The organism is Gemmobacter aquarius (assembly GCF_003060865.1).
Lineage (GTDB): Bacteria > Pseudomonadota > Alphaproteobacteria > Rhodobacterales > Rhodobacteraceae > Paragemmobacter > Paragemmobacter aquarius.
Genome location: NZ_CP028918.1, coordinates 2248644 through 2264507, shown reverse-complemented (window position 1 = coordinate 2264507; position 15864 = coordinate 2248644). Strand labels below are relative to the sequence as shown.

Sequence of the window (15864 nt, the reverse complement as noted above, 5' to 3'; positions counted from 1 at the left end):
GGCCTTTTGGGGGTGGTGCTATGGTTTGGAAGTTTTTGCGAAAGGCCGAAGTGCCCGAGGTCAAGGCGAGTGCGACGGGGCGCGTGGTGGCTTGGGGAAACCAAGGCCGCGTGCGCTGGTCGCCGCGCGATGTGGGCAGCCTGTCGCGCACCGGGTTCATGGCCAATCCGGTCGGGTTTCGGGCGGTGAAGCTGATCGCCGAGGCGGCGGCGGCCTTGCCCCTGATCGTGCAGGATCAGGCGCGGCGCTACGAGGTGCATCCGGTGGTGGACCTGATGCGGCGGCCCAACGCGGGGCAGGGGCGGGCCGAGTTGTTCGAGGCGGTTTACGGGCATTTGCTGTTGTCGGGGAACGCCTATCTGGAGGCAGTTTCGGGCGCCGGGGCGCTGCCGGGCGAATTGCATGTGCTGCGGTCGGACCGGATGGCAGTGGTGCCGGGGGCGGATGGCTGGCCGGTGGCCTATGATTATACGGTGGGGGCCAAGGCGCATCGGTTTGACATGACCGGCGCCTTGCCGCCGATCTGCCATATCCGGTCGTTCCATCCGCAGGATGACCATTACGGGTTTTCGCCGTTGCAGGCGGCGGCGGTGGCGCTGGATGTGCATTCTTCGGCTTCCGCATGGTCGAAGGCTTTGCTGGACAATGCCGCAAGACCTTCGGGGGCGATCGTCTATCGCGGGGCGGACGGGCAATCGGCGCTGACGGCAGACCAGTATGACCGGCTGGTCAGCGAGATGGAAAGCCACCATCAGGGCGCGCGCAATGCCGGGCGGCCGATGCTGCTGGAGGGGGGGCTGGACTGGAAGCCGATGGGGTTTTCGCCGAGCGACATGGAGTTCCAGAAAACCAAGGAGTCGGCCGCGCGCGAGATTGCCACGGCGTTCGGGGTGCCACCGATGCTGCTGGGGATACCCGGCGATGCCACTTACGCCAATTACGCCGAGGCGAACCGGGCGTTCTACCGGCTGACGGTTCTGCCGCTGGCGGCGCGGGTGACGGCGGCGGTGTCATCGTGGCTGTCGGTCTTTACCGGTGAGGCGGTGGAGATACGGCCCGATCTGGATCAGGTTCCGGCGCTGTCGGTCGAGCGTGATGCGGCCTGGGCGCGGATCGCGGCGGCGGACTTCCTGACACAGGCGGAAAAGCGGGTGGCGCTGGGCTTGCCGCCGCTGGAGGGCGATGCGTGACGCGGCGCGGTCCGCCTGTGGGGGGGTCGCGCTTTCTGTTCGACAGTTTCGACGCGGCATCGGCGCGGATCGAGGCGAACGAGCGGGTCGCCGAAGAGCGTTGGGTGGCGCTGGAATTTCGTCTGGGTCAGATCGAGGCCACGCTGGAGCGGCTGGAAAAGCGCGTCTGGCTGGGGGTTTACGGTGTGGCGGGGTTTCTTTTGGCGCAAGGGGTGGAAGCGTTGATGAGTGCGGGGTTGAAATGATGGACAGCGGGTTGGAGCGGAAGTTCTACCGTCCGGACGCCGGGCTGGTGGTCGAGGGGGCGCGGCTGGAAGGCTATGCGTCGGTCTTTGGCGTGCGCGATCAGGGGGGCGACGTGGTGCTTGCGGGGGCTTATGGCGCATCGCTTGCCCGCATCACGCGGGAGGGGCGGCGGGTGAAGATGCTCTGGCAACATGATCCGGGCCAGCCCATCGGCATCTGGGACGAGGTTGTCGAGGATACAGTGGGGCTGCGGGTCAAGGGGCGCTTGCTTACCGACCTTGCCCAAGGGCGCGAGGCGGCGGCGCTGCTGGCGGCGGGGGCGATCGACGGCTTGTCGATCGGCTATCGCACGCTGCGGGCCGAGCGCGACGGCAAGGGGCAGCGGCTGCTGGCAGAGCTGGACCTGTGGGAGGTGTCGCTGGTGACATTCCCGATGCTGCCCGAGGCGCGGGTTTCGGCCAAAGCGGACGACGGGTTCGACGAGATGGCGGCTGCGTTCAGGCGCGCGCAGGCCGTGCTGGCGGCGCGGTGAGACGCGTCATTCTGGGATGAGGTGAAAGATGGACAAGGTGAGACAGGCTGTCGGCGATGCGCCGAACAGCATGAAGGCGGCTGCGGACGTGAAATCGGCTTTGGACGGTTTCCTGAGTGAATTCAGTGTGTTTCGGGGAGATATGAAGATGGCGTTGCAACAGCAGGAAGACCGTGTCGGCAAGCTGGACCGCAAGATGGCAGGCTATGGCCGTCCGGTTCTGGCGGTGGGCGAGACGGGTGCTCCGCATCAGAAGGCGTTCGACGCTTACTTGCGTAGCGGCGATGATGACGGCCTGCGCGGGCTGGTGCTGGAAGGCAAGGCGATGGGCACGGCGGTGGCTGCCGATGGCGGCTATCTGGTCGATCCGCAGACCGCCGACACGATCCGGTCGATGCTGGTTTCCACCGCGTCGATCCGTGCGATTGCACAGGTGGTGCAGGTCGAGGCGGCGTCGTTTGACGTGCTGATCGACCGCAGCGATGTGGGCACGGGCTGGGCGACCGAAACGGCGTCTGCCACCGAAAGTGCGACGCCGCTGCTCGAGCGCATCTCGATCCGGCTGCACGAATTGTCGGCCATGCCCAAGGCGAGCCAGCGTTTGCTGGACGACAGCGCCTTTGATGTCGAGGGCTGGTTGGCTGGCAAGATTGCCAACCGTTTCCTGCGGGCGGAATCGGCGGCCTTCGTTTCCGGCGATGGGGTGGACAAGCCCAAGGGGTTCCTGAATGCGCCGAAGGTTGCGAACGGGACGTGGGCCTGGGGCAGCCTGGGCTATGTGCCCACGGGGGCGGCGGCGGATTTCGCCACGGCCAACCAGGCTGATTGCATCATCACGCTGGTCTATGCGCTTGGCGCCGAATACCGCGCCAACGGCACCTTTGTGATGAATTCGAAGACCGCCGGGGCCGTGCGCAAGATGAAGGACGCGGACGGGCGCTTTTTGTGGTCGGACGGGCTGGCGGCGGGTGAGCCTGCGCGGCTGATGGGCTACGGCGTGCTGATCTGCGAGGACATGCCGGACATCGCGGCCAACGCCTATGCGATCGCCTTTGGTGATTTCAGCGCGGGCTACACCATCGCGGAACGGCCCGATCTGCGCATCTTGCGCGACCCGTTCAGCGCCAAGCCGCATGTGCTGTTTTATGCCAGCAAGCGCGTGGGCGGCGACGTGACCGACTTTGCAGCGATCAAGCTGCTTAAGATCGCGGTCTCCTGACGCTTTGGCTGATGCTGCCCGGTCCCTTTGCGGGGGCCGGGCGTTTTTGGGTCGGGCAGGGAGGCGGGAATGCGGTTGGATGAAATGACGGCGGTGCCGGATGCGGCGCTGCCGGTTGCGGCATTCCGCGACCATTTGCGGCTGGGATCGGGTTTTGGCGCTGACGGTTTGCAGGATGCGCTGTTGGCGGGGCATTTGCGCGCGGCGATTGCGGTGATCGAGGGGCGGATCGGCAAGGTGCTGATCGGGCGGCGGTTCCGGCTGGTGCTGGAGGGGTGGCGCGGGGGCGAGGCGCAGGCTTTGCCGGTCGCTCCGGTTTCGGCGCTGGTCGAGGTGGCGCTGGTCGATGCGGCGGGTCTGCGCACGGTGCTTGCGGCGGGGATGTTCCGGCTGGTGAGCGACGCGCATCGCCCCAAGCTTGCGGCGCGGTCGGGCGGGTTGCCTTTGGTGCCGGTTTCGGGGTCGGTCGAGGTGGTGTTTGACGCGGGCTTTGGTGCGTGGGCGGCGGTGCCGGCTGATCTGGTGCAGGCGGTGATGCTGCTGGCGGCTGAATTCTACGAGGCGCGGATCGACGATGGCACGCGCGGGCCGGGGCTGCCGGTCATGGTGCAAAGCCTGATCGAACGCTGGCGGATCGTGCGCGTGCTGGGCGGGGGCGAGGCATGAGCCGGGTGCATCTGGGGCGGCGGCTGGTGCTCGAGGCGATGAGCCGGGTGCCGGACGGGGCGGGGGGTTACGGCGTGGTCTGGCAGCCTCTGGGCACGGTCTGGGCCGCGGTGGTGGCGGGCACGGGGCGCGAGGTTGGCGGGGTCGAGACGGTGGTTGCCGCGACCGGCTATCGCATCACGGTGCGGGGGGCGCTGGACGGTGCGCCCGAGCGGCCGGTTGCGGGCCAGCGGTTCCGCGAGGCGACGCGGGTTTTCATGATCACGGCGGTGACCGAGCGCGATGCGGGCGGGCGATACCTGACCTGTTTCGCGACCGAGGAGGTGCGGACATGAGCTATGCGGGTGCGGCAGCACTTCAGGCGGCGGTCTTTGCGCGGCTGGGCGGGTGGGCTGGTCTGGCGGGTGTGCCGATCTTTGACGCTATGCCTTCGGGGGGCGGCGCGGGAACATTCGTGCTGCTTGGGCCGGAGGAGGCGCGGGAGGCTTCGGACCGGTCGGGTGAGGGTGCCGAGCACCGTCTGATCATCAGCGTGATTTCGGATGCGACGGGGTTTCTCGCGGCCAAGACAGTCGCCGTTGCCGTGTCGGATGCGCTGTCGGGGGCGGAGTTGGTGCTTACGGTCGGGCGGCTGGTGGGGCTGGAGTTCCAGCGCGCCGTGGCGCGGCGGCTGGAGGATGGCGGGGTGCGGCGCATCGATCTGACGTTTCGGGCGCGGTTGGATTTGTAAGGAGGGCGGATCATGGCGGTTCAGAGCGGAAAAGACCTGTTGGTGAAGGTCGATCTGACGGGTGACGGGCAGTTCGAGACTGTGGCGGGGCTGCGGGCCACGCGGATCAGTTTCAATGCCGAGACGGTGGATGTGACCAGTCTTGAAAGCGCGGGCGGCTGGCGCGAGTTGCTTGCCGGGGCCGGGGTGAAGACGGCGGCGATTTCAGGGTCGGGGGTGTTTCGCGATGCCAATACCGATGAACGGGCGCGGCAGATCTTCTTTGATGGCGAGGTGCCGCTGTTTCAGGTGGTGATCCCGGATTTCGGCATCGTCGAGGGTGCGTTCCAGATCACGGCGCTGGAGTATGCGGGCAGCCACAATGGCGAGGCGAGTTACGAGCTGTCGCTCGCCTCGGCCGGGGCGCTGACCTTTACGGCGCTGTGATGGCGAACCCCTGGGCGGGCGAGGTCGAGGTCGTCATCGACGGCGAGGTGCGGGTTGCCAAGCTGACGCTGGGGGCGCTGGCCGAGCTGGAGGCGGCGCTGGGGGCGGGGACGCTGGTGGATCTGGTGCAACGCTTCGAAGGGGGGGCGGTGTCGTCGCGGGACGTTCTGGCGCTGGTGGTGGCGGGCCTGCGCGGGGGCGGCTGGCGCGGGACGGCTGCCGACTTGCTGAGTGCCGAAATCGGTGGCGGAGCGGTGGGTGCTGCGAAGGTGGCCGCCGAGTTGCTGGCGCGGGCTTTCGGGGTGCCTGAATGACGGCGATCGACTGGCAGGGGTTGATGCGGGCAGGGCTGCACGGGTTGCAGCTGCACCCCCACGAGTTCTGGGCGCTGACCCCTGCCGATTTGCGGATGATGCTGGGGGCGGAACAGGCGGTTCCGCCCCTGACGCGGGCGCGGCTGGAGGAACTGGCTGCGGCATTTCCGGACCGGAGGGATGATGGCCGAGTTTGACAGTTTTTCCGAGCAGATCGCGGCTCTGGAAGTGCGGATGGGGGCTGCGGCAGGCATGACCGCGGCCTTTGACGCCGAGATCGCCCGCATGGGCGAGACGCTGGTGTTCACGGGTCGCGAGGTGAACACGCTGGCATCTGGCCTGTCGGGCGGGCTGCGGCGGGCGTTCGACGGGGTGGTGTTTGACGGGATGAAACTTTCGGATGCGCTGCGCGGCGTGGCGCAGACGATGGTTTCCTCGGTCTACGGGATCGCGATGAAGCCGGTGCAGAACGCGCTGGGTGGTGCGTTGGCGGAGGGGGTGGCTTCGCTTTTGGGGGGCGTTCTGGGCTTTGCGAAGGGGGGCGCCTTTTCGGCGGGGCGGGTGATGCCCTTTGCCAAAGGGGGGGTCGTGTCGCAGCCGGTCAGCTTTCCGATGCGGGGCGGGTCCGGGCTGATGGGCGAGGCGGGGCCCGAGGCGATCATGCCTTTGGCGCGGGGGGCTGACGGGCGGCTTGGCGTGCAGGCTGCGGGGGGCGGGCGTCCGGTGACGGTGGTGATGAACATTACCACGCCGGATGTGCAGGGCTTTCGGCGCAGCCAGACCCAGATCGCGGCTGAAGCGGCGCGGGCGCTTTCCCGCGGGCAAAGGAACAGGTGAGGCATGGCATTTCACGAGGTGCGGTTTCCGGCGAACCTGAGTTTCGGATCGACCGGCGGGCCTGAGCGGCGGACCCAGATCGTCACGCTGGCGAATGGCTTTGAGGAGCGCAACACGCCTTGGGCCCATTCGCGCCGGCGCTATGACGCGGGGCTTGGGCTGCGGTCGCTGGACGATGTCGAGGCGCTGATCGCGTTCTTCGAGGCGCGGCGCGGGCAGTTGCATGCGTTTCGCTGGAAAGACTGGGCGGATTACCGGTCATGCGCCGCGTCAAAGGCGGTGACGTCACTGGATCAGGTGATCGGAACCGGCGACGGGGAGCGCCGTGTGTTCCAACTGTGCAAGACCTATGACCCGAATGGCGTGCCCTATGTGCGGCCCATCGCAAAGCCGGTTTCGGGAACGGTCCTGGTTGCCGTGGCGGATGACGACAAGGTCGAGACGGTCGAGTTCGATGTCGATTTGACCACGGGCGCGATCAGCTTTGCGGTTCCTCCGGATGTCGGGGTTTCGGTTACGGCGGGGTTCGAGTTCGACGTTCCGGCGCGGTTCGATACCGATATGATCCAGGTCTCGGTCGCCTCGTTCAAGGCGGGGGATGTGCCGCGCGTGCCGGTGGTGGAGGTGCGGTTATGAGCCTTGAGTCGCATATGTCGGGCGGGATCACCACGACCTGCCTTGCCTGGGCGGTCGAGCGGGTGGACGGGCTGATGCTCGGATTTACCGACCATGACCGCGATCTGGACTTTGACGGCATGACGTTCCGCGCGGGCACCGGGATGACCGCGCGGTCGTTGCAGCAGTCGACCGGTCTGTCGGTGGACAATAGCGAAGCCGTGGGTGCCTTTTCGGACGATGCGATCCGCGAGGGCGATTTGCGCGTCGGTCGCTTCGACGGGGCCAAGGTGCGGTGCTGGCTGGTGAACTGGGCCGATCCGGCAGAGCGCATGCTGCAGTTCAGCGGCAGCATCGGCGAGGTGTCGCACGGACCGGACGGGTTCCGCGCCGAATTGCGCGGGTTGGCCGAGGCGCTGAACCGGCCGCAAGGGCGGGTGATACAGTCGACTTGCGATGCCACGCTGGGCGATGCGCGGTGCCGGTTCGATCTGTCGCAGGCCGGCTACGGGGGCAGTTTCGAGGTCGCTTCGGTGCGGGACGGGCAGGTTCTTACCTTGGGCGGAACCGGCGGGTTCGAGGCGGGCTGGTTCGAGCGCGGGCTTTTGGTGTTCGAGGACGGGGCGGCGGCCGGATTGCGCGGCTGGGTCAAGGCGGACCGGATCACTGGCGGCGGGCGGACGGTCGAGCTGTGGCAGGAGCCGGGTGTTGCGGTGGCAGCGGGCGATCGTGTGCGGGTCGTGGCAGGTTGTGACAAGCGCGGCGAGACCTGCCGCATGAAGTTCGACAACTTCCTGAACTTTCGCGGATTTCCCGATGTGCCGAGCGAGGATTGGCTGACGGCCTCGCCCCTACGCAGCGCGGGATGATGTCGGCGGTCGTGGTGGCCGCGCGTGCCTGGATCGGGACGCCCTATCTGCATCAGGCCAGTTGCAAGGGGGCAGGCGCGGATTGTCTGGGCCTGCTGCGCGGTGTCTGGCGCGAAGTGGTGGGGGCCGAGCCGGAAGCGGTGCCCGCCTATTCGCCCGACTGGTCGGAACCCGCGCGGCGCGAGGATCTGGCGGCGGCAGCGGGGCGCTGGCTTTCGGCGGAGAGCGCAATGGCGCCGGGGGTCGTCTTGCTGTTCCGGATGCGCGAGGCGGCGGTGGCCAAACATATGGGCATCCTGTCCGTGGCCGGAGATGCCCCGAAATTCGTGCATGCCTATAGCGGGCATGGCGTGGTCGAAAGCCCGCTGTCCTTGCCTTGGGAGCGGCGCGTGGTCGGTCTGTTCCGGTTTCCGGGTCATTGATAATTCGTTTGGGAGTGCATCGGTATGGCAACGCTTGTCTTGGCGGCGGCGGGTTCGGCGCTTGGCTCTGCGCTCGGGGGAACGGTGCTGGGCCTATCGGGCGCGGTGATCGGGCGGGCGATCGGGGCGACGATCGGGCGGGCGATCGACCAAAGGCTGCTCGGGGCGGGGGGGGATCCGGTCGAAGTCGGGCGGATTGACCGCGTGCGCCTGATGGGGGCGGGAGAGGGTGCGCCATTGCCGCTGGTCTGGGGGCGGGTGCGTCTGGGCGGGCAGGTGATCTGGGCGTCGGACTACACCGAGCGGCAGACGCGGCAGGGCGGTTCGGGCAAGGGCACGCCGCAGCCTGCGACGGTGGAATTCAGCTATTCGGTCAGCCTTGCCATCGCTTTGGGCGAGGGGGCGATCCTGAACGTCGGGCGGGTCTGGGCAGACGGGGTCGAGATCGATCCTGCCCGCTTCGGGATGCGGGTCTATCCCGGCAGCGAGACACAACTGCCCGATCCCGCGATCGCCGCCGACAAGGGTACGGATGCCGCCCCTGCCTATCGCGGCACGGCCTATGTTGTCTTCGAGGATCTGCCGCTGGCCGAATTCGGCAACCGCGTGCCGCAGTTTTCCTTTGAGGTGATGCGCGAGGCGCAAGGTGCGCTGGCCGACACGGTGGCGCCTTTTGCCCGCAGTATCCGTGCGGTGGCGATGATTCCGGGCACGGGAGAATACGCGCTTGGGACGACTCCGGTCCGCTATGCGACGGGCCTTGCCGCAGGCCGGACGGCCAATGTGAACACGCCGTCGGGCCAGACCGACTTTTCGCAATCGCTGGCGCAGCTGCGTAAGGAGATGCCGCAGGCGGGGTCGGTCTCGCTTGTGGTGTCGTGGTTCGGGGGTGACCTGCGCTGCGGGTCGTGCAAGGTGCAGCCCAAGGTCGAACAGAACGATGTCGAGGGGCAGGGGATGGCATGGCGGGCGGGCGGGATCGGCCGCTCTGCCGCCGCGATGGTCCCGCGCGTCGATGGTGCGTCGGTCTATGGCGGGACGCCAAGCGACCAGTCGGTGGTCGAGGCGATCCGCGCGGTCCGTGCCGGTGGGCAAGAGGTGATGTTCTATCCCTTTGTGCTGATGGACCAGCTGGCGGATAATGTGCTGCCCGATCCCTGGTCGAATGCGGCATCGCAGCCTGCTTTTCCGTGGCGCGGCCGGATCACGCTTTCGGTCGCTCCGGGCAGGCCGGGCAGCCCCGACCGCTCGGTCCTGGCTGCGACCGAGGTGCAGGCGTTCTTCGGGCAGGCGCAGCGGGCGCATTTTTCGGTGTCGGGCGGGCAGGTGGTCTATTCCGGTCCCGCGCAGGATTGGGGGCTGCGCCGCTTTATCCTGCATTACGCGCAGCTTTGTGCGCTGGCCGGAGGGGTGGACGCCTTTTGCATCGGGTCGGAACTGCGTGGGCTGACGGCGATACGGGGGGCCGCCGACAGCTTTCCCGCTGTTGCCGCCTTGCAGGTGCTGGCAGCCGATGTGCGGGCGATTCTGGGGCCTTCGGTCAAGATCACCTATGCAGCGGACTGGTCGGAATATGCAGGCCTATCGGCCGACGGGAACCGCTATTTCCAGCTCGATCCGCTTTGGGCCGACAGCAATATCGACTTCATCGGCATCGACAATTACCTGCCCTTGTCGGACTGGCGCGAAGGCGAGGTTCAGGCCGATGACGCCTATGGCTCGGGCTATGCGCTGGACTATCTGGCCGCAAACGTGGCCGGTGGCGAGTGGTTCGACTGGTATTACGATTCGCCCGAAGCCGAGGCGGCGCAGCGACGGGTGCAGATATCTGATGATCAGGACGAGCCTTGGGTCTGGCGCACGAAGGACCTGAGGGGGTGGTGGTCGAACCCCCATCATGAACGGATCGGCGGGGTGCGGTCGACCGTGTCGACCAGTTGGGTGCCTGCATCAAAACCGATCCGGTTCACGGAATACGGCTGTCCGGCGGTCGACCGGGGGGCGAACCAGCCGAATCTTTTCGTCGATCCGAAATCTTCGGAATCGGCTTTGCCGCGGGCCAGCCGCAGCGGACGGGACGATCTGGCGCAGATGCAATACTATCGCGCGACGGGCCTGTTCTGGCGCGACGGCGCGAACAACCCGCTTTCGCCGATCTATGGCTTGCCGATGGTCGATATGGACCGTGCCCATGCCTGGGCTTGGGATGCGCGCCCGTTTCCCGTCTTTCCGGCCCGTAGCGATCTGTGGGGAGACGGTGCGAATTACGCGCGCGGTCATTGGCTGAACGGGCGCGTCACCTCGCAACCGGTGGCGGCAGTGGTCGCCGAAATCGCCGCGCGCGCCGGGCTTGATGCGATCGATGTGAGCAAGCTCTATGGTCTGGTGCGCGGCTATGCCGTCCATGACGGAAGCGGGCGGTCAGCCTTGCAGCCGCTGATGCTCGCCACGGGTTTCGACGCGCTCGAACGCGAGGGCATGCTGATGTTCCGGTCGCGTGGGGCGCGGATAGCGCGCACGGTTGACGCAGGCGACCTGGTCGCAAGTGATGACGGCGATTTCGACCTGACCCGCAGCAATGACTCTGACAGCGCAGGGCGGCTGCGCGTCGGCTATATCGAGGCCGAGGCAGACTATGCCGCCCGCGTGGCAGGGGCGGCATTGCCTGACCACGACGGATCGGCCGTGCTTGACCAGGAAGCGCCGCTCGTGCTGCTGGCAGGCGAGGCCGCGGCCATCAGTGAGCGCTGGTTGGCCGAAACACGCGTCGCGCGGGACGGGCTGCGCCTTGGCCTTCCTCCGTCGATGACCGGACTTGGAACGGGGGATGTTCTGGGTTTTGGGGGCCAACGCTGGCGGATCGACCGGCTGGAGCGGGGCGACGCCGTGATGGTCGAGGCGGTGCGGGTCGAGCCCGGCGTCTACGATCCGCCCCAAACCCGCGCCGAGACCTCGGCCGTACCGGTCTTCACCGCGCCGGTGCAGGTCTTCGCACAGTTTCTAGACCTTCCGCTTATGACGGGGGCAGAAGACCCCCGCGCGCCGCACATCGCCGTGATTGCCGACCCTTGGCCGGGGCGCGTTGCGGTCTGGGTTGCAGATGGCGAGGATGATTTTGCGCTGAACTCGGTCATCGCCGCCGCGTCGGTGATCGGCACGACCGAGACGCCGCTTGCCGCCGCGCGCCCCGCCTTGTGGGACCGTGGCGCACCTTTGCGAATTGCCGTCGAAGGCGGGCCGCTGGGGGGCGTGGCACCGCTTTCGGTGCTGAACGGCGCCAACCTTGCCGCCATAGGCGACGGCAGCCCCGACAATTGGGAGCTGTTCCAGTTCGCGCAGGCAACGCTGGTGGGCGTGAACCGATGGGAAGTGTCGCTGCGCCTGCGCGGGCAATGCGGAACCGACGGGCTCATGCCCGCCGTCTGGCCTGTGGGAAGCCGTATCGTGCTGTTGAATCGCAGCGTCAGGCAGATTGCCCTCGCAGCCGAAGCGCGGGGTCTTGCGCGGACATGGCGCATCGGCAGTGCCCTGCGCGGCTATAGCGACCGTGATGTGGTGGAACAGGTGCTGGCCTTTTCAGGCATCGGCCTGCGCCCCTATCCGGTGGCGCATCTGCGCGTCGCAGCGGCAGGAAACGACCGGCTGCTTTCCTGGACGCGCCGCACCCGGATCGACGGTGACAGCTGGCTATCGCCCGAGGTGCCCTTGGGCGAAGACCGCGAGGCTTATCGCATCCGCATCCTGTCAGGTCCGGAAACGCTGCGGACGATCGAGGTGGCAGTGCCCTTCTGGACCTATCCCGCCGCCCTGCGTGCGCTTGATGGTCCCAATGTGACGGTTCTTGTAGCGCAACTGTCCGACCGGTTCGGCGCGGGGCCCGAGCGGCAGATCACGGTGGCCTGATGCGGCGCGTGCAGATCGGCGATCTGCTGGCACTTGCGGCGGCGGTGTCGGGGCGTCCCGACGCCGCGGCGCTTGCCCTACACCTTTGTGCCCAAACCCATGCCGCCCATCTTTACGTCAAACGCTTCCGGCGTCTGCATCCGGTCTGGGGCAACGGCAGCCTGATGTCGCGCAGCTTTGCCGAAGGCACCAGCCTTGAAGCCGACTGGTCGCCCGATGGCCTTGCCGCGCTCGAAACCGCCTGTGCGGCAGTGTCGATCTGGCGCGAACGCTTGGACTGTCGCGCGGCCACCCTATGTGCTAGAATTGTTGCAAAGCACGAGGAGTCCGCAGATGGCCGAAATCCAGACCAAACTGAGCAGCATCGATCCGGTCTGGGCACGGGTCTGCCACGAGGCGCATGAGGCGATCCGCGTCGAGCCGCTTTTGGGCGGGCTGATCCATTCGTCGCTTCTGCACCATTCGTCGATGGAGCGGGCGCTGGCTTACCGCTTTTCGCTGAAACTGGCGAGCGGCGAGATGAGCGAGCAGATCCTGCGCGAAATCGCCGACGAGGCTTATGCCGAAGACCCCGAACTTGGCGCTTCGGCGCGGGCCGACCTGATGGCGGTCTATGACCGCGACCCGGCCTGCCACCGGTATCTCCAGCCGATCCTGTTCTTCAAGGGCTATCAGGCGGTGCAGGCTTACCGCGTCGGCCATTCGCTCTGGCAGCAGGGACGCACCGATCTGGCCTATTTCGTGCAGATGCGCGTTTCGGAAGTGTTCGGCGTCGATATCCACCCCGCTGCCAAGATCGGCAAGGGCATCATGATCGACCATGCCCATTCCATCGTGATCGGCGAAACTGCGGTCGTCGGCGACAATGTCTCGATGCTGCATTCGGTCACGCTGGGGGGCACCGGCAAGGAAGACGGCGACCGTCACCCCAAGATCGGCAATGGCGTGCTGATCGGGGCAGGGGCCAAGGTGCTGGGCAATATCCATATCGGCCATTGCACCCGCATCGCGGCGGGGTCGGTCGTGCTGTCTGACGTGCCGCCTTGCAAGACCGTTGCCGGCGTTCCCGCGCGGATCGTGGGCGAGGCAGGGTGCGACCAGCCGGCAGTTTCAATGAACCACCGCTTCGCCGCACAGGGCGAATGAGGCGACAATAAAAAGCCCCCGAACCTAGTGGTTCGGGGGGCTTTCTTGTGTTTTTCGCTGTAGCTCAGGCCAGCATCGCCATCGGGTTTTCGAGATTGTCCACGATGGCTTGCAGGAATTGCGCGCCAAGCGCCCCGTCGATCACGCGGTGATCGACCGACAGCGTCATCGACATCACGGTCGCCACGCCGATGGACCCGTCCTTCAGCACCACGGGCTTCTTCACCCCCGCGCCGACCGCCAGAATTGACCCGTGCGGCGGATTGATCACGGCGTCGAAATTGTCGATCCCCATCATCCCGAGGTTCGAGATCGCAAAGCTGCCACCCTGATATTCGTGCGGGGCCAGTTTCTTGGTCTTGGCGCGTGCCGCCAGATCCTTCATCTCGGCCGACAGGCTCGACAGCGATTTGGCATGCGCGTCCTTCAGCACGGGCGTGAACAGCCCGCCCTCGATCGCAACGGCCACCGCCACATCGGAAGGCTTGATCCGCAAGATACGGTCACCCGCCCAGACGGCATTGGCATTCGGCACGGCTTGCAGCGCCAACGCACTGGCCTTGATGATGAAATCGTTGACCGACAACTTTACGCCGCGCACTTCCAGTTGCTTGTTCAACTGCTCGCGAAAGGCCATCAGGCTATCGAGCCGCACATCGCGCCGCAGGTAGAAATGCGGGATGGTCTGTTTCGCCTCGGTCAGCCGCGCCGCGATGGTGCGGCGCATGCCGTCCAGCGCGATTTCGTCATAGGGCCGGTCGGCATACATCTTCATGACCGTTTCCGCCGCCATACCCGTGGGCATCGACGCCGCCGGAGCGGAGGCCGTGGGAGCCGCCGCAGCCGGAGCAGCAGTTGCCGCAACCGGCTTTGCCCCCTCGACATCGGCCTTGACGATCCGCCCATGCGGACCGGACCCCTGAACTTTGGTCAGGTCCAAGCCCTTTTCCGCAGCGATCCGCCGTGCGAGCGGCGAGGCAAAGACCCGCGCGCCAGCGGGGACAGGGGCCACGGCAGGAGCAGCCGCCGCCACCACCGGCGCGGCAACCGCGACAGCCGCCGCAGGCGCAGCAACGGGCGCGGCCTTGGCCGGCGCGTCGCCCATCTTCTCGCCCTCGTCCAGCAGCACGGCAATCGGCGCGTTCACCTTCACGCCGCCCGTGCCCTCGGCCACCAGCAGCTTGCCAATCACGCCCTCGTCGACCGCCTCGAACTCCATCGTCGCCTTGTCGGTCTCGATCTCGGCGAGGATCTGGCCCGATTTGACCACATCCCCCTCCTTGACCAGCCATTTCGCCAGCGTGCCTTCCTCCATCGTCGGAGAAAGCGCGGGCATCAGGATTTCGGTTGCCATGATACCCTCCCTTAGCGGTAGCAAACGGATTTGACGGCGGCGACCACTTCGGCGGTCGTCGTCAGCGCGAGTTTCTCAAGGTTGGCCGCATAGGGCATCGGCACATCCTTGCCCGTGCAGTTCACCACCGGCGCGTCCAGATGGTCGAACGCCTTTTGCATGATCACTGCACCGATATGGTTGCCGATGGACCCGACGGGGAAGCCCTCTTCCACCGTCACGCAGCGGTTGGTCTTCATCACCGACGCCAGAACCGTATCGTAATCGATTGGCCGCAGTGTCCGCAGGTTGATCACCTCGGCGCTGATGCCTTCCTTGGCCAGTTCTTCGGCGGCTTGCAGCGAATAGGTCAAACCGATGCCGAATGAAACGATGGTCACATCCGTCCCCGCCCGCAGGATCGAGGCCTTGCCGAAGGGAATGGTGAAATCCCCCTCGCTCGGCACCTCGAACGACCGCCCGTAAAGGATCTCGTTTTCAAGGAAGATCACCGGGTTCGGATCACGGATGGCCGATTTCAGCAGGCCCTTCGCATCCGCCGCCGAATAGGGCATGCACACCCGTATCCCCGGAATGGCCGCATACCACGCCGCGTAATCCTGGCTATGCTGTGCGCCCACCCGCGCCGCAGCCCCGTTCGGCCCCCGGAACACGATGGGCGACCCCATCTGTCCACCCGACATATATAGCGTCTTTGCGGCCGAGTTGATGATGTGGTCGATGGCCTGCATGGCAAAGTTGAAGGTCATGAACTCGACGATCGGGTTCAGCCCGCCCCAGCTTGCGCCGACGGCGATACCGGCAAAGCCATGCTCGGTGATCGGGGTGTCGACCACGCGCTTGGGGCCGAATTCATCGAGCAAGCCTTGGGAAATCTTGTAGGCACCCTGATACTCGCCCACCTCTTCCCCCATCAGGAAGACGTTGGGGTTGGCGCGCATCTCCTCGGCCATCGCCTCGCGCAGGGCTTCCCGCACGGTCATGGTCTTGGTCGGCACACCCTCGGGCAGGTCGCTGTGGGGCCAGCCTGCAGCAGCCACCGGCGCAGGGGCCGCAGCCACCACCGCAGGTGCCGACACCGCAGGCGCCGCCACCGGAACAACCGCCGGAGCACCCGCAGGGGCCGCCGCATCCGCGCTTTCGCCCTCGTCCACCATCACCGCAATCGGCGTGTTCACCTTCACCCCCGACGTGCCCTCGGCCACGAGCAGACGGCCCACCGTCCCCTCGTCCACCGCTTCGAATTCCATCGTCGCCTTGTCGGTCTCGATCTCGGCGATGATCTGGCCCGATTTGACCACATCGCCCTCTTTCACCAGCCATTTGGCCAGCGTGCCTTCCTCCATCGTCGGAGAAAGCGCGGGCATCAGTACTTGCGTTGCCATTTTGACTTCC

19 protein-coding genes are annotated in these 15864 nt (G+C 66.6%); 17 read left to right on the top strand and 2 right to left on the bottom strand.

The features are described from left to right. The first annotated feature begins 20 nt into the window (after positions 1 to 20). The 17 genes from HYN69_RS10950 (at position 21) to cysE (ending at position 13115) form a co-directional block, all read left to right on the top strand. Positions 21 to 1190, top strand: a complete 1170-nt coding sequence (locus HYN69_RS10950; protein ID WP_108435765.1) for a phage portal protein — start codon at positions 21 to 23, stop codon at positions 1188 to 1190. Further along, on the top strand, positions 1187 to 1435 hold the full coding sequence (locus HYN69_RS10945) for a GTA head formation protein, RCAP_rcc01685 family (protein WP_230426385.1): 249 nt from the start codon (positions 1187 to 1189) through the stop codon (positions 1433 to 1435). The genes HYN69_RS10950 and HYN69_RS10945 overlap by 4 nt, the downstream gene beginning before the upstream one ends. After that, a complete protein-coding gene (locus HYN69_RS10940) occupies positions 1432 to 1968 on the top strand; it encodes an HK97 family phage prohead protease (protein ID WP_407925227.1) in 537 nt (178 codons plus the stop codon). The genes HYN69_RS10945 and HYN69_RS10940 overlap by 4 nt, the downstream gene beginning before the upstream one ends. Positions 1969 to 2038: 70 nt before the next feature. Then, positions 2039 to 3187 (top strand): phage major capsid protein, encoded by a 1149-nt coding sequence (locus HYN69_RS10935; protein WP_108437163.1) that lies wholly within the window; start codon positions 2039 to 2041, stop codon positions 3185 to 3187. 69 nt (positions 3188 to 3256) lie between these two features. After that, entirely contained in the window at positions 3257 to 3853 is a 597-nt protein-coding gene (locus HYN69_RS10930) for a head-tail connector protein (protein WP_108435763.1), read from the top strand. Continuing rightward, positions 3850 to 4188, top strand: coding sequence for a head-tail adaptor protein (locus HYN69_RS10925; protein WP_108435762.1), 339 nt, complete (start codon positions 3850 to 3852; stop codon positions 4186 to 4188). Before HYN69_RS10930 ends, HYN69_RS10925 begins: the two co-directional genes overlap by 4 nt. Next, positions 4185 to 4583: a DUF3168 domain-containing protein gene (locus tag HYN69_RS10920; protein WP_108435761.1), complete on the top strand. Its 399-nt coding sequence runs from the start codon at positions 4185 to 4187 to the stop codon at positions 4581 to 4583. The genes HYN69_RS10925 and HYN69_RS10920 overlap by 4 nt, the downstream gene beginning before the upstream one ends. Before the next feature lie 12 nt (positions 4584 to 4595). Further along, positions 4596 to 5009: a phage major tail protein, TP901-1 family gene (locus tag HYN69_RS10915; protein ID WP_108435760.1), complete on the top strand. Its 414-nt coding sequence runs from the start codon at positions 4596 to 4598 to the stop codon at positions 5007 to 5009. Beyond that, entirely contained in the window at positions 5009 to 5323 is a 315-nt protein-coding gene (locus tag HYN69_RS10910; RefSeq protein WP_108435759.1) for a gene transfer agent family protein, read from the top strand. The genes HYN69_RS10915 and HYN69_RS10910 overlap by 1 nt, the downstream gene beginning before the upstream one ends. Beyond that, on the top strand, positions 5320 to 5520 hold the full coding sequence (locus tag HYN69_RS10905) for a rcc01693 family protein (RefSeq protein ID WP_108435758.1): 201 nt from the start codon (positions 5320 to 5322) through the stop codon (positions 5518 to 5520). Before HYN69_RS10910 ends, HYN69_RS10905 begins: the two co-directional genes overlap by 4 nt. Then, positions 5507 to 6160: a phage tail tape measure protein gene (locus HYN69_RS10900; RefSeq protein WP_108435757.1), complete on the top strand. Its 654-nt coding sequence runs from the start codon at positions 5507 to 5509 to the stop codon at positions 6158 to 6160. Before HYN69_RS10905 ends, HYN69_RS10900 begins: the two co-directional genes overlap by 14 nt. Positions 6161 to 6163: 3 nt before the next feature. Then, positions 6164 to 6796 carry a DUF2460 domain-containing protein gene (locus HYN69_RS10895; RefSeq protein ID WP_108435756.1) on the top strand — a complete coding sequence of 211 codons (633 nt, stop codon included), beginning with the start codon at positions 6164 to 6166 and terminating at the stop codon, positions 6794 to 6796. After that, entirely contained in the window at positions 6793 to 7644 is an 852-nt protein-coding gene (locus HYN69_RS10890; RefSeq protein WP_108435755.1) for a DUF2163 domain-containing protein, read from the top strand. Before HYN69_RS10895 ends, HYN69_RS10890 begins: the two co-directional genes overlap by 4 nt. Then, positions 7641 to 8066: an NlpC/P60 family protein gene (locus HYN69_RS10885; RefSeq protein ID WP_108435754.1), complete on the top strand. Its 426-nt coding sequence runs from the start codon at positions 7641 to 7643 to the stop codon at positions 8064 to 8066. Before HYN69_RS10890 ends, HYN69_RS10885 begins: the two co-directional genes overlap by 4 nt. A 24-nt stretch (positions 8067 to 8090) precedes the next feature. Next, positions 8091 to 11969, top strand: coding sequence for a baseplate multidomain protein megatron (locus tag HYN69_RS10880; RefSeq protein WP_108435753.1), 3879 nt, complete (start codon positions 8091 to 8093; stop codon positions 11967 to 11969). Then, positions 11969 to 12373 (top strand): DUF7742 family protein, encoded by a 405-nt coding sequence (locus HYN69_RS10875; RefSeq protein ID WP_108435752.1) that lies wholly within the window; start codon positions 11969 to 11971, stop codon positions 12371 to 12373. Before HYN69_RS10880 ends, HYN69_RS10875 begins: the two co-directional genes overlap by 1 nt. Continuing rightward, complete coding sequence (gene cysE / locus HYN69_RS10870) at positions 12303 to 13115, top strand: serine O-acetyltransferase (RefSeq protein ID WP_108435751.1); 813 nt, start codon at positions 12303 to 12305, stop codon at positions 13113 to 13115. Before HYN69_RS10875 ends, cysE begins: the two co-directional genes overlap by 71 nt. Positions 13116 to 13179: 64 nt before the next feature. On the opposite strand, the gene HYN69_RS10865 is transcribed toward cysE, so the two are convergent. Further along, a complete protein-coding gene (locus tag HYN69_RS10865; RefSeq protein WP_108435750.1) occupies positions 13180 to 14469 on the bottom strand; it encodes a pyruvate dehydrogenase complex dihydrolipoamide acetyltransferase in 1290 nt (429 codons plus the stop codon). 11 nt (positions 14470 to 14480) lie between these two features. Then, a complete protein-coding gene (locus tag HYN69_RS10860) occupies positions 14481 to 15854 on the bottom strand; it encodes a pyruvate dehydrogenase complex E1 component subunit beta (protein WP_108435749.1) in 1374 nt (457 codons plus the stop codon). Positions 15855 to 15864: the final 10 nt, after the last annotated feature.